This is a genomic window from Dyadobacter sp. HNCC25DJ186 (assembly GCF_056895235.1).
The window spans coordinates 595,264-609,680 of the sequence record NZ_JBXHAS010000002.1; the positions used below are offsets into that span (position 1 = coordinate 595,264).

The following is a 14,417-nucleotide window of genomic DNA, read 5'->3' on the forward strand; positions in this document are numbered from 1 at the left end:
CTCAAAATCCTGTTTTCGATTTTCTATTTTGTCAGTGCTTTAATTGGTGTTAATTCAACCTTTTTAAACTCAACTTCTGCACCTTCTGCCTGAAATGCAATCTGTCCTTTTTGTGCTGTGGCGTTATATCCATAATTTACAAAGTCGCCGTTCAGCCAGACCTTAATAGAATTTTTTACACATTCAATGGTCATATTGTTCCACTCGCCAAGTGGTTTTTCAGAGCCCTCGGTCAGGTTTGGTATCCGACGAAGTTTGTCACCATTTACGCCCCAATTTGCTTTTGGGCCACGACGTTTTTCCATATCCGGCGTTGTTATGTCTTCCTGAATACACCAGAAATCACCTGCATTTTGATGCATCATCTGCACTTCTATTGATTTTGGAAACATATCGTAAAGCGCTCTTGGCGTTGAAACGAAAACCAGCGCGCCGCAATTCCCAGGTTTTCCAGCAAACCGATATTGGAAAGTCAACCGGAAATTTTCGTATTGCGCATCTGTGATCAAATGGCCACCCGGCGCACCAAGGCTGACCAATAGCCCATTTCTAATAATAAACGGGGTCTTCAATTTGGGATCTTTGTCCATATCCGGTACGTCAATGTGCCAGCCATTGAGATCTTTGCCGTTGAAAAGGCTTTTCGTTTTTTGAGCGAACGTGTCAAAAGGAGCCGCCAGGAAAAGGCAACTGATGATCAGGAAATGTTTTTTCATCTGAATTCTTGTTATCAATGCCAACGATTTTCTTCGATGTCACTTTTAATTATTATATTGATTGAAACTTTGGCACCAACCAGCTGATAAATACTTGCTCCGTATTCACGCGCATACTTATTCTCAACTTTACCAGTCAGCGAGATGTTTTCGAACAGTGGCTGTTCTTTTTTTCGTTCTTTATCGTCATCATCCGCATTCTGTACAAGGATAACATTCGTAATTTCTTCATCAAGCGGTACCCAATTAATATAATCAGCATTCATCGTAACAGCCTGAATACCATATTTTGAATAATAATTGATCGCACCGGCTTGTCCGTAATTGTCGCAAAGCACCAGTGTATGTGATTTGTCATCCAGTTTTTCGTAAGTCGCATCCACTTTCTCGGCTAATTCTTTCCATCCCAGCATGTCCGCAAAATCCTGTGGCAGCGCGTGGTCTTTTCCATCTTCCCACCGCAATAATCCAAGATCTTTATAACGTTGTGAGTTTTCGGACATCTCTTCCGGACTGATGGTCGGAAAGCCAACTCTGAAAAGGATTATAGACGAAAGCAAAATTATCGCCACAGTTACCGGACGAAGCCATTTAATTTTATAAGTTAATAATTTCCCGATGTAGACTGATCCGAAAGACAGAAAGATAGGATATAGTCCGATTGCATAATAACCTTTGGCTTTCAGGAAAATAAATAGTCCCATCGTAAATACAAATGCCCAAAAGAATACCTGATATTTTCTGAATTGCGGATATCGGAAAAATGATAAAAAGGCAGCGATCAGAACGAAAATTGAACCCATGAAAAACAATATCTGCTCTTTCAAAAAGTCACTGATTTTCACATTCACAAGCTGTGTTTTTGAGAGTAATTTCATGTGGTGAACAACAGGGAAATCGTTTTGGTACTGCCAAATCAGATTGGGCAAAACAATCAGGAATGCTGCCGCACCAGCGAAGTATAAATGTTTGTTTGTGAAAATTTTTTTATTCGTAATCAATAAAGCAGGAATAAGCCCGATGATCTGGAAAAGTATGTTGTACTTATTAAGAAACCCAAAACCGAGAACGATTCCCGTTGCGTAGAGCCAGGCATTGTTCTCTGATTTAATATATCTTAAAAGTGTATAATAAAGCAAGGTCCAGAAAAAGACGTCAACCGAGTTTGGTTGATACAACATGTTGATCCTGAGCAGTACAGAAAAAGTAATCGCTGTTGCTCCGAGAATTAAGGAAAACAAATCACCATCCAGGATCTCAATGGCTTTCCAGACGATCAGTAAAGTGAGTGCTCCGTAAAGAGCTGGAAAAAATTTCACCCAAAATTCTGAATTCCCCAAAGCCATTATCAGCCACGAATGCCACGAAGTAAAAGGAGGAACCGACAGATAGCCCCATGCAAGATGTTTTCCCTGGTCGAGATGCAGGTATTCATCCCGGTGCAAATCATATTCAGGACCGATAATTGCATATTGAATGGCAAATTTCAACACGATAAAAAATAGAAGTATATATGTTTTTTTCAAGGATAAGGAGTTTTAGGCATTAATTTATTTGAATTGCCGTGACGATAAATTTATATTTTATAATAATGACATAAACTTAACCGGGAGTTAACATCATTCCTATATCTTTGGTAAGAGTGGTATATAGTAAGTAAAAATAGTTGAGTAAATATGTTTTGGTACGAAGAGGAAGTTTTAAGGGTTGAAAAAGTTTTATCGAATTTAGAATATTTGCCTGAAACTGTCTTTTATGGCAGCTCTACTTTTACATTGTGGGAAAATTTATATGCTGATTTTGAAGATTTAAAGCCGGTTAACCTTGGTTTTGGAGGATCAACGCTCGCTGCGTGTGCCTGGTTTTTTGATCGTATTTTCGATCCCTTGACATCCATAAAATCAATACTTATTTATGCCGGTGACAATGATCTTGGCGATGGCAGACAGCCGGAAGAAGTTTGCCTTTTTTATCGTCAGCTCGTTTTCAATATCAGAGAAAAGTTTGGAGATATTCCATGCACGTTCATTTCGATAAAACCGAGCCTGCAACGCTGGAACATTATTGAGCAGATCAAATCAGCAAATGCGCTGATTAAAGCGGTGACGGAGGAAAACGAATTTCAACATTATATTGATATTTTTCCGGAAACCCTGAATGCAGAAGGATATCCTAAGAAGGTGCTTTTTGAGGATGATGGATTGCATTTAAGCAAAGAAGGATATGAGGTTTGGAAGGAAGTGATCAACAAAAATATTAGCCGGATTAAATAAATATTAACCAACAATTTTTGGGGCATAATGGAAAGAGCGTACCATAAGTGGTTCAGCAAGATGCTTGAAAGGGATATGGAGCTTTTGGTTTTTGGCCATATTGGAGAGCCGGTAATTTTTTTTCCGACCAGAGGAGCAAGGTTTTATGACTTTGAAAATTGGAGAGTGATTGAGGCTATGCGCGAAAAAATCGAGGCTGGCAAAGTGCAGATCTTTTGTGTGGATAGCATTGATAACGAGAGTTTTTATTCCGATGCAGAGCCGGAACACCGTATTTTACGTCACGGTCAATATGAAAAATATATCCTTAAAGAAGTTATCCCTTTTATCAGAAAACAAAATAAAGACAAGCGGTTGGTTTCTGCGGGATGTAGTTTAGGGGGATATCATGCCGTAAATATTGCGTTTCGCCACCCAACGCTTTTCACAAAAGTTGTCGGGATGAGCGCACGTTATGATCTGACTATATCCCTACCGTTTTTTGACGACTTGTTTGACGGCTATTTCAATGACACAATTTATTATAACATGCCGACCCGTTTCATCGCTATGTTATCAGATAAACGGATCGTCAGACAAATAAAGAAAATGGAGATTATTCTGGTGATTGGCCTGGACGATCAATTTCTGGAAAATAACCGTGAATTGAGCAATGCTTTAAAGAACCTGAAAATCCCGCATCAGTTTTACGAATGGAATGAAGAGGCGCACCGACCGAGATACTGGCGACAAATGGTGAAGCTTTATTTATAATTTTAATAAATCTGATATTTTACAGAATTTAAAACAGTTTTAGCCTATCGGTAAATTTTCCTCGTTCTACTGTTCTTGTTTCAAACTTCTTTTTTTCGATCTTCGGGTTATTCTTACAATTAAATAAGCCTGAAAAATGATCCGGTACCTAAGTTCTGCCTTTCTCTTTTTTACAATTTTCACTGTTTCTGCTCAAAAAATAAAGTACGACGTATCGTTTCCAAATATTGTCCATCACGAAGCATTGATTGAGGTTTCTGTTTCCGGTGTTTCTCAAAAACAATTGACCTTCCGCATGAGCAGGTCTTCACCCGGACGTTATGCCACGCATGAATTTGGGAAAAATATTTATGATGTCGCTGCCTCTGATCAGTCTGGAAAAGTTTTACCGGTAACGCGCATGGACGGCGATGTATACCAGGTTGTTACCTCGGATGGTTATGCCAAAGTACGCTACACATTGTATGCCAATCATCCGGACGGAACATACGCCGGTATCGATCAAAATAGCATCCAGTTAAATAATCCTGCGACTTTTATGTGGGTGAAAGAGTTACAAAATGCGCCGATTGAAGTGAATTTTAAACTACCAGACGGAAAAGACTGGACGATTGCCACGCAGTTAAAACCTACTGAAAAAACGAACACTTTCACCGCGCCGGATCTACAATATTTTATGGATTCTCCCATCAAAATTGGAAAATTATTTGTAAAAAAATGGTCGCTGAAAAATCCGGATAACAAAAATCTTGATTTCAGAATTGCGCTGGAAATCGATTCTGATGATGCCGGAGCAACTACATTTGCTGATAAAATTAAAAAGATCACAGAAGAAAGCGGGGCGGTTTTCGGTGAATTTCCTTCATTCGATTACGGTCAGTACACATTTCTGGCGAGTATCAACCCGTATGTCAAAGGTGATGGAATGGAACATCGCAACAGTACGATGATTGCTCTGCCTGTAAAATTTGACGGTTCGGATAACCTGTTGGGCGTTTTTGCACATGAATTTTTTCATGCCTGGAATGTTGAGCGCATCCGCCCAAAAAGTTTGGAACCGTTTAACTATGAGAAGAGTAATATGAGCCGTGAGCTTTGGTTTGCCGAAGGTTTCACCCAATATTATGGCGAACTGCTTTTGAAACGAGCTGGTTTTAGAAATCTGGATGATATGGCGGGAACGTTCAGTGCCTTGGCTAATACCAAGGAAAATACTCCGGGCGCAAAAAGACTTTCGCCAGCCGACGCAAGTTGCATGGCAGTTTTTGTTGATGCAGGTGTCGCCGTTGACAAGACCAATTACCCAAACACGTATATTTCCTATTACCCTTACGGAGCGTCGATTGCAATGGCGCTGGACCTGGAATTGCTGAGCCGAGACTTATCGTTGGATCAGTACATGAAAGCAGTATGGCTGAAATTTGGAAAAACTGAAAAGCCTTACGTAGTCCCGGATTTGCAGGAAGTTTTGGAAACAGTGACAGGAGACAAAGTTTTTGCGGCTGACTTTTTTAGAAAATATGTATTAGGACATGAGTCTTTTGATTATGCGCCATTGTTCAAAAAAGGCGGTATGACTCTAAAAAAGGAATTTGAGGGACAAGCCTGGATTGGAAATACCCGCTTCAAGGAGAAGTCGGAATTGGTAATCGCTGCGAACACCATCGTCAACACGCCCCTGTATGATGCGGGCGTTGACATCGACGACCAGATTTTAAAGTTGGATGGGAAATATGTAAAATCGGATGACGACATTAAAACAATCTTGTCTTCACACCGGCCTGGGGACGAAATCAGTATAGAATTTGTTCACCGCGATGCAACGAAGATGGGCATGTTGAAATTGATCGAAAATCCCAGACTTGTGGTTCTGCCAAATGAAAAACTAAATCTGCCTGTGATGGAAGAAATGTTTTCTTTTCGAAAAAAATGGCTGGATCGTGAAAGTGAAAAATTAACTTTTCACTTTCACGATCCCACTGGTATATAATAATATTGCAGCATCCAGAATATCATGAATAACTGCAAGCGGAAGATCCTCAGTCGGATCAAACTTTATAATTTTCATTCTGGATCGATCATCCTGGACAAGTCCAGGGTAATCGATCCTTTTTCCTTCCACAATCCCCAAATAGGGAAAGTTGGTTTTCTTATCAATCCACAGGTAACAAAACATTTTTCCCTTAAAGCAGAAAAACGGCATCCTGTATTTCCACGCTTCGGTGATATTCGAATTCCTATCCAGAATAATCTGCCGCAGCGCAGAAAGGCAGCTTTTTACAGGTTCGTCCTTTTGCAGGAAATAATTATCCGTCTCTTTCATTTATTTTACAATTTCCTTCACGTCCAGTTGCTGAACAAGTGCAGGATTTTCCGGCGTGAGTGTAAAGAATATTTCCACAGTTCCTTTTTCTCCGTCTATATTAAACTTACCGCGCAGTTGATTTTCCGGAATGAGCTCACCTACTTTTTTGATCTTACCAATTTTTGCAAAAATTTCCTGGCTGGTTCTTCGTCTGATTGCAATTGATTTGTCAGGGAAAAAGTTAACAGCAAAAATCTTCGAATTTTCAGCACCCGACCAATCCGGCAAAAGCTTGACCAGTTCATCTTTTCGTTGTTTCAAAATAGGGGAGACGGGCAACTGGCGCGGTTTTAGGCCTGCAATAGAAATCAACGTGTCCATGACCGCGAAGTTTACCGTATTCATGCCTGCATAAGTGAGGTTCCCATTCGCGATGATGCCGATACCATACTCAGGCATAATCCACCACTGGCTCCCAAAACCAGGCAAACCGCCAGTATGACCCGCAAATAATTTGTTGTCACAATCTCTGCTGATTCTCAGACCGTAACCATAACTGCTCACCATGGCGCAGGTACGACCATCCGGGTATTTGAACTTTGTATTTAAATTGTTAAATGCCCAAGGCTGCTGCATCTCACGGACGGAACTGCGGTTTACCGGTCCGGTTTCTTTATCATTTTTCGGCGGCCAGGCAGTTAGATGAAACGCCATGTATTTTCCAAAATCTTCAATGGAAGTGATAATTCCTCCCATGGCACCATACGTTCCGTCATGCAGTAATTCTTCCTCTTTCCATTTCTCATCTTCCCAGCGGTATCCATGCGCCAGCAAATCTGACGGAGCTTTGGTATATTCCCAAACTGTGCTGTTCATGCCGAGCGGTTTGAAAATATTGTCGGTAATGTATTGCTGATAAGAAATGCCGGTAATATTCCCAATAATTTTCCCAAGCATCGCGAAGCCGAGATTGCTGTATTCATACTGGACACCGGGAACATTAGAGTTCGAAAGATGTTCCTTGATCAGTTGCAGCAACGCTTCATCTTTTGTGTCCAGCTGCCGATCGCCCCAGGGATTATCCTCCGGAAATCCTGCTGTATGCGTCATAAGATTCCTGATCGTGATCGGAGGAGAATCTGCTGTTAACAAAGGCATTGACTTTAATTCCGGAATGTACAGGTAAGCCGGATCGTCCAGGCGAAGCTTTCCTTCATCCCGCAATTTAAGAATTGCCATCGTTGTGACACTTTTGCTCATCGAAGCAATGCGGAAAAGCGATTTGTCTGATGTTTTTATTTTTTTATCAAGGTCGGTATAACCATATCCGTCAGCGTAGATAATCTGGTCATCAACAACCAAACCAAAGGCTAATCCCGGGAAATTGTTCTTCCGGGCGTAATCCTTATACATTTTTTCTACAACCGGAATCGCCGCTTTAATTTTTTCGAGACGGTTTTTGTCATCAAAAACGGGTGGCTCGTACGTTTGAGAATGGGTTGATGTTGCATTTTTTTGCTTGACCTGCGCCTGTTGGGCGTGGGCGCCATACAAAATAAGGAAGGTCAAAGGGAGCGTAAACCTTTTCATGGTGTAGTAATTGAGGATAAAATTATTAGTGAAGGTAACAGAATCCACAATCTATGCTATCCGTTACCTCACAAAATTTCCTCAATTTGCAGCTACATCATCCTTTTGAAGCGACATGAAAATCTGATTGCCTTCCGGATCAAGACTGATCTCGTAAGTGTATTTTCCATTTTCCAAACGATTCAGACCGGCATAATCGATTGGTTCAATGATATAAGGTTCTCCATTGATCTGTAATTTTACAAAGCTGTATGGATAAGCAAAATTAAATGTTTTGTATTCAGACAATTGACTGTCAGGCAGGTTGCCAAAATTGTTTATTCCTCCGCTTGTATTCACTTCGATGTTCTGAAATGGGAGCAAACTGGCATTTTTAATTCTGATCTGCACCTCATTATTTGCTTCCACGTCGCTGTCCATGGCCTTCTCCCGCGAACAGCTGAAATGTAGGAAAGCCATTAAGGCAATCATGCAAAATAATAGTTTCTTCATAACGATCGGTTGGTTTACATTTCCTTTAAAAATATCATACCCGATATCCCTGGCACGCCGACATTTTCATAATTTCTGGTTTATGATAACGTATCAAAATGCTTTTTTGTTTTTGAAAACTTGTATTAATTCCGGACAAAATGAGATATTTTACCCTAACATTTTGGTTTAAAACATTTTAGATTTTTAGTTTAAAAACAAAGTCACCATAGCCGGATTCGATTTCAACACGCTGTAAAATTCCTGATTGATATGTGTATGTCATAACATCCCCATCAGGAAGCGTAGTTTTGTAAACAGATGCTGCGATTTGTTTAAATTTCAAAAACGTTAAAAAAGTCTCAGAGTAAATCTCTGTTTTTTGAATAGGTTCATTAAAGTATAACCAAGTTACCGTTGCCGGAATGTTGCTCTTCAACTTAACAACATCGTCTTTATCTTTTTTTAACTCGTAATGGGTTTGATTGAAATGTGTAGTACTTGTCAATTTTTTCTTTTTATTCACAAACCTCTGTACCTGAGCCTCTTTCAGCTGAGAGTTTGAAAATAAATTTGTGATATTCGACTGAATATGAAATGATAGAAGCATCTGAATATTCATTTCACTGTTTGTTGAATACATCTGTCCCTGCGGGTGGTTCTGGGATGTTGCCTTCAACGAGCCCACCTCTTTTCCGCGCCAAATCACAGAATAATTTCTATGCTGTTGTGCATAACCGTTCGATACAGCAAGGAAAAGTAAAACGACGCAAGCTAGTTTAATCGCGTTTTGAATATATGTTTGATTCTTTTTTCGCTTCATAACGCTGGAAATTGGATACTAAGGTTTTATAACGACGTTGCGTCACTGGAATACATAGCCGTTGCAATTAGTATGCCAATATAAATTGGTATTGCTGGGTAATAACAAAATTAAAGATCTGTTTTCTAAATTAATAAAGTTTTGAGCAAACGGAAAAGCAGAAATTCGAAGATGAAAAAAATTGATATTAACGAAAAAGAGGAGATTGATCCTAAAACCAAACTCCTCTTTTTTTAGATAACGTCTTGTGGTTTACTACAAGCGTTTTCCTTGAATTCTGAAAGCGTTGAGAATGGCTAGTAGTGCAACGCCCACATCCGCGAAAACAGCTTCCCATAGGGTCGCAATTCCACCGGCACCTAGCGCCATTACAAGAATTTTGACGCCCATGGCAAGTGTGATATTTTGATAAACAACCGATTTTGTAATTTTCCCAACTTTAATTGCCCAAACGATTTTGGAAGGCTGGTCGTTTTGAATCACAATATCGGCAGTTTCAATTGCAGCATCGGAGCCTAGGCCGCCCATCGCAATTCCCACATCTGCGAGGGCTATAACGGGCGCGTCATTTACACCATCACCTACGAAAGCTATTCTTTTTCCCTGATCCTTCAATTCCTGAACGATCCTGACTTTATCTTCCGGCAGCAAATCGCCGTAACTTGTTTCTATCGCCAGCTGTTTCGCAATGCTGGAAGTTACCGCTTGCTTGTCCCCGGAAAGCATAATCGTTTTAATACCAAGCGCTTTCAGTTCTTTTATTGCCTGTGCAGAATCATCTTTTATTTCGTCAGCAATTGTCAGATATCCTGCATAAGCATTGTCAACAGCTACAAGAACAACCGTTTCTGCAATACTTCCAAGTTCAGCAGGAAAACTGACTGAAAACTTCTGCATCAGCTTTGCGTTTCCGCAAAGCACAACATTGTCTTCAATTTTACCTTTAAGTCCAAGTCCGACAAATTCCTCCACATCAATCGCTTTTGCGAGGGTCATATTTCCGGCATATTGTACAACTGCTTTGGCAACCGGGTGAGTAGAATACTGTTCCAGAGACGCTGCAAAGTTTAGAAATTTCTCACGTTCCATGACGGTTTCAACTTTCTGTACTTTGAAAACTCCTTTCGTAAGTGTTCCTGTTTTATCTGAAACCAGCGTGTCAATTCCGGTAACAACATCCAGAAAATTTGACCCCTTAACAAGGATACCATTTCTGGAAGCTAAGCCAATTCCACCAAAATAACCAAGCGGAATAGATATGGTCAAAGCACAGGGACAGGCAATTACAAGAAAAACCATCCCGCGGTATAACCACTGCTGGAACTCATAATTCTGTACAAAAAAATACGGAACGAGAATGATCAGTAAGGCAAGACCAAATACAATGGGCGTATAAATTTTGGCTAATTTACTGACCAGCAATTGTGTAGGCGCCTTTCTTGCCGTCGCATCCTGAACCATTTCAAGTATACGCGAAAGTTTTGAATCTTTGAATAAGGCGTTGACTTCTATCTCAACTGCCTTTTCAGCATTAATCATACCAGCAAAAACACTCTCGCCTTTTGTTTTTGTGCTTGGCTTTGACTCACCAGTCAAAGCGGCTGTATTAAAAACGCCAGAACCAGAAATCAGAATTCCGTCTAACGCTACTTTTTCACCTGCTTTCACCAGAATCTTTTCTCCCGGTTTGACTTCAAGCGGAGACATTACCAGATTCTGTTCGTTTCTGATAACAGTTACAGCATCCGGGCGAATGTCAAGAAGTGCCTTGATCGAACGTTTGGATTTGCTTACGGCAAGGTCCTGAATTAATTCTCCAATTTCGTAAAATATCATTACCGCAACGCCTTCGCTAAATTCGCCAATATAAAAGGCTCCAAATGTTGCGATGGTCATCAGGGAAAACTCGTTGAAAAAATCTCCGCGTCCAACTTTTTTGAACGCCCTGATCACCGTTTTGTATCCTGCCAGCAAGTAGGCCGACAGCATCAACCCGATTTCGAAGTATCTGTTGACTTCAATATTGAAAATAAAGGTAGCAACCAGGAAAGCAGCCAGTATGGCTAAGCTAAGCCAAAGTGTCCATCTGCTGAGCAAAAGGCTTGCGTTTTCATCTCCTCCGTGATCATGGTCATGGTCACCGTGATCGTGATCACTATGGTCGTGCGGTTGATGCGTATGGCCTGATGTCTTTTCTGCACCGCAGCAGTCATCTTCAATGTGTACATGTTTTGTGCTGGTTTCCTCTTTCATGTAATAGAATTAAAAACTGAGTATGCAGCCAGCTCAGTTTGGTTATGTATCAAATAACGTTGTTATCAAACTTAGCACAAAGATAGCCAGATATAGCGTGCAACAGGGTTACATGTGCTGTAAATCAGATAGTTGCACTATTGTTGCATGCTTTTTTAATCTATCAATATTATGTAAAAAATTAATTTAGAGGAACTTATCTTTACTCGCTGTAAACTTTGATGTTAGATTTTTTTTCTATTTTTGTTGTATTTTCAAAATCGGCTCAAAGACTCCACGAGTTTGCCAAGTTTTTTCAGACTTTTATCAATCGAATCATTGTATGGCGCGCCAAAACTTATTCGAATATAATTTGTGAACCGTGCATCAGTACTAAATATCTGCCCCGGTGCGATGCTGATATTTTCTTTTAAAGCTTTTTCAAATAGTTCAAATGCGTTCACCTGCTCGTTCATTTCAATCCATAAAACATATCCTCCCTGCGGACGGCTGACTTTTGTGTCTTTTGGAAAATAATCAGAGATTGCTTGGGTATAACGCAAACATTGGGTGTGAAGCGATTTTCTCATTTTTCGCATGTGCAGATCATACCGACCGGTTTCAAAAAATAGCCCTACGGCTGCCTGTGTTGGCGTTGCAGACGAGACAGTACTGTTGAGTTTTATGCTGATTATTTTATCCATAAACTTTCCCGGGATGCACCAGCCGACACGATAACCTGGTGCGAGGGTTTTTGAAATCGACGAGCATAACATCACCATTCCTTCCTTATCATAACTTTTGCAGGTTTTCGGGCGGGTTTTTCCAAAATACATTTCGCCATAAATATCATCTTCAATTAACGGGATCTTATGTTTCGCCAGAAGTTCTACCAACTGTTTTTTTCGATGGTCAGGCATCAGGCCGCCCGAAGGATTCCCAAAGTTGGGGACAAAAAGACAAGCTTTCACAGTATTGCTTTGCAAAGCGGTTTCAAGGTATTCAATATTTACACCGGTTTCGGCATCAGTCGGAATTTCTAAAACCTTCAACCCCAGACTGATCATCACATTAAATATTCCAAAATAGGTCGGGCTTTCCATAGCAACCGTATCGCCGGGCTGTGTCACAGCTTTCAGACAAAACCCAAGTGCTTCCATGCAGCCCTGGGAAGTCACGATATCGTCCGGCCGGATATTTCCGTTCCAGTTGAAGGCATGTTTCGCGATCTGTTTTCTCAGTGTTAGATTTCCCTGGACGTCTTCATAAGCGGTACAGCTATGTGGACTCCGGCGGATTGCTTCCATCATCGCCTTGTTCAGCTTTGCTTCCGGAATCAGCTCACTTGAAGGCGTAGCTGTTGCCAGCTTCACGATCCCATCTTTACTGATCGTTTTGTATACAATTCTCAACATTTCTTCAACATTCACTTTCACCAAACCCGAAGCAGGTTTTGGCGATTCCGGTGTTTTTAAATACTGCGAAGGGCTGAAACGTACAAAATATCCGGACTTGGGACGGGCCTCGATAAAACCTTTATTTTCCAACTCAATATAGGCTTTATAGGCAGTGCTGATACTAATGCCCTGTTCTTTGCTCAGTGCACGAAGCGACATTAATTTATCACCCGTTTTGAGTATGTTATTTTCTATTTGATTTTCAAAACGTTCCGCAACCGCTGAGTAAAGAAAATCTTCTTTGACGATCGTATCCTGCATATTTGTCTTACACTTTCCATAACAGACTGGTTTATCTGTTATGCTGCTAATTTAAAAAAGTGAATCTGTTTTCAGAAATTAAAATGTGGAATTTTTGCAAAATCATTTATCGACTATATTGACTTTTTAAAAATGAAGCCCAACTTTAAGGCTTACGCCGCCCTCGTATTGGTTTGCTTTTTCTGGGGAACAACTTATCTCGTAGCCAGAATTGGTGTAGCAGGTTTCCCTGCATTTATGTTCATGGGTATCCGTAACACAATCGCGGGATGTTTATTACTGGCATTTTTATTTATTTCCGGAAATGAAAAACAATGGGACTGGCGCAATGCCCGATTGCAGATAATTCCGGGATTGTGCATGATCACATTCGGGACAGGAATTGTGGGTTGGGCGGTTAAATATATTCCCAGCAGTCTTGCTGCATTGATCTGTTCACTGATTCCGATTTTTACAATCATTCTCAATCTCACACTGACGAAGAATGAAAAAGTGAACTGGCAGATTCTGGCAGGTATGTTGCTCGGCTTCATCGGCGTGGTCCTGACTTTTGGTGATAACCTTGAATTTGTTCACGACAAAAACGGACTCAAAGGCATACTCGTGGCACTTTTTTCTTGTATTTCCTGGTGTTTCGGCGGGTTGTATACTCAGAAATATAAATCAGATTCCAGTTCATTTTTTAACGCAGGCGTTCAAATGCTAACAGGCGGTATCGGCTTATTTACTTTGAGCGGATTAAATGAGGACTGGAACCATATCCCGGTTATGAACAATACATCTCTGCTGGCTTTGCTTTATCTGATCTGTTTTGGATCGATCCTGGCTTTTGGAGCGTATCTGTATGCAATGTCCAAACTTCCGGCGGGTCTTGTTTCTGTGTATGCTTATGTCAATCCGCTCGTTGCAATTTTACTAGGTTTTATGATTTTGCAGGAAAAGCTGACTTGGTATACTGTTGTCGCTTTTGCAATTACTATGAGCGGTGTATTTCTCGTAAAATCAGGTTATGGCCTTCAACAACGTAAATTTTAAATAATTATAAAATGGAATTACAAGAATATATAATCCTCTACGAACGCGATCTGAACAGGTTGAAGAAAGAAATATCCGCTTATGCCACGCAAGAATCACTTTGGTTGAAATTACCCGGGACGATTAATTCTGGTGGTCATATCTGTCAGCATATTATTGGGAATTTAAGAACTTACATAGGATTGCAGATAGGTCAGTTTCCTTACACCAGAGATCGGGAAGCTGAATTTGGCTTGCGCCTTTTTACAAAGGAACAGCTGTTGTTGGAAATCAATTTCCTGCTTGAAATTATTCCGGAATCAATTCTTAAAATGAATGAAAAAACGATGGCGGACGAGTATCCGCATGATGTTGTCGAGATCCATAACCAGCAAAGTTATTCTTTCATATTAACGCATTTGTATCAGCACCTGGCCTGGCACACCGGACAAATCAATTACCATAGAAGAATCGTTGATCATGAAATATAAGTTGAACTGGTAAGCATCAGTAACTGGAAAA

General features: G+C 40.5%; 13 protein-coding genes. 5 read left to right on the forward strand and 8 right to left on the reverse strand.

The features are described 5' to 3' along the window. Positions 1–23: 23 nt before the first annotated feature. On the reverse strand, positions 24–716 hold the full coding sequence (locus AC1XUO_RS07475) for a 3-keto-disaccharide hydrolase (RefSeq protein WP_483329145.1): 693 nt from the start codon (positions 714–716) through the stop codon (positions 24–26). Positions 717–730: 14 nt separating this feature from the next. Next, positions 731–2,242, reverse strand: coding sequence for a glycosyltransferase family 39 protein (locus AC1XUO_RS07480; RefSeq protein ID WP_483329146.1), 1,512 nt, complete (start codon positions 2,240–2,242; stop codon positions 731–733). 150 nt (positions 2,243–2,392) lie between these two features. Here AC1XUO_RS07480 and AC1XUO_RS07485 point away from each other — a divergent pair, with 150 nt between their 5' ends. The 3 genes from AC1XUO_RS07485 to AC1XUO_RS07495 all read left to right on the forward strand — a co-directional run bounded on the left by AC1XUO_RS07485 (position 2,393) and on the right by AC1XUO_RS07495 (position 5,732). Next, positions 2,393–2,989: a GDSL-type esterase/lipase family protein gene (locus AC1XUO_RS07485; protein ID WP_483329147.1), complete on the forward strand. Its 597-nt coding sequence runs from the start codon at positions 2,393–2,395 to the stop codon at positions 2,987–2,989. A 27-nt stretch (positions 2,990–3,016) separates the two neighbouring features. After that, a complete protein-coding gene (locus AC1XUO_RS07490; RefSeq protein WP_483329148.1) occupies positions 3,017–3,742 on the forward strand; it encodes an esterase family protein in 726 nt (241 codons plus the stop codon). A 136-nt stretch (positions 3,743–3,878) separates the two neighbouring features. Further along, positions 3,879–5,732, forward strand: a complete 1,854-nt coding sequence (locus tag AC1XUO_RS07495; RefSeq protein ID WP_483329149.1) for a M61 family metallopeptidase — start codon at positions 3,879–3,881, stop codon at positions 5,730–5,732. Here the strand turns inward: AC1XUO_RS07495 and AC1XUO_RS07500 are convergent. The 6 genes from AC1XUO_RS07500 to AC1XUO_RS07525 all read right to left on the reverse strand — a co-directional run bounded on the left by AC1XUO_RS07500 (position 5,697) and on the right by AC1XUO_RS07525 (position 12,881). Continuing rightward, positions 5,697–6,065 (reverse strand): DUF1801 domain-containing protein, encoded by a 369-nt coding sequence (locus AC1XUO_RS07500; protein ID WP_483329150.1) that lies wholly within the window; start codon positions 6,063–6,065, stop codon positions 5,697–5,699. The two genes, AC1XUO_RS07495 and AC1XUO_RS07500, sit on opposite strands and share 36 nt — an antisense overlap. Further along, on the reverse strand, positions 6,066–7,637 hold the full coding sequence (locus AC1XUO_RS07505) for a serine hydrolase domain-containing protein (RefSeq protein ID WP_483329151.1): 1,572 nt from the start codon (positions 7,635–7,637) through the stop codon (positions 6,066–6,068). A gap of 81 nt (positions 7,638–7,718) precedes the next feature. Then, positions 7,719–8,129 carry a hypothetical protein gene (locus AC1XUO_RS07510; RefSeq protein ID WP_483329152.1) on the reverse strand — a complete coding sequence of 137 codons (411 nt, stop codon included), beginning with the start codon at positions 8,127–8,129 and terminating at the stop codon, positions 7,719–7,721. A gap of 178 nt (positions 8,130–8,307) precedes the next feature. After that, on the reverse strand, positions 8,308–8,931 hold the full coding sequence (locus AC1XUO_RS07515) for a DUF6134 family protein (RefSeq protein ID WP_483329153.1): 624 nt from the start codon (positions 8,929–8,931) through the stop codon (positions 8,308–8,310). Positions 8,932–9,186: 255 nt separating this feature from the next. Next, entirely contained in the window at positions 9,187–11,184 is a 1,998-nt protein-coding gene (locus tag AC1XUO_RS07520) for a heavy metal translocating P-type ATPase (RefSeq protein ID WP_483329154.1), read from the reverse strand. Positions 11,185–11,438: 254 nt separating this feature from the next. Beyond that, positions 11,439–12,881 (reverse strand): aminotransferase-like domain-containing protein, encoded by a 1,443-nt coding sequence (locus AC1XUO_RS07525; RefSeq protein WP_483329155.1) that lies wholly within the window; start codon positions 12,879–12,881, stop codon positions 11,439–11,441. Between the two features lie 132 nt (positions 12,882–13,013). Here AC1XUO_RS07525 and AC1XUO_RS07530 point away from each other — a divergent pair, with 132 nt between their 5' ends. Continuing rightward, the gene (locus AC1XUO_RS07530) at positions 13,014–13,916 is read left to right on the forward strand and encodes a DMT family transporter (protein ID WP_483329156.1); all 903 of its coding nucleotides are present in this window, start codon (positions 13,014–13,016) and stop codon (positions 13,914–13,916) included. Between the two features lie 11 nt (positions 13,917–13,927). After that, complete coding sequence (locus AC1XUO_RS07535) at positions 13,928–14,386, forward strand: DUF1572 family protein (protein ID WP_483329157.1); 459 nt, start codon at positions 13,928–13,930, stop codon at positions 14,384–14,386. Positions 14,387–14,417: the final 31 nt, after the last annotated feature.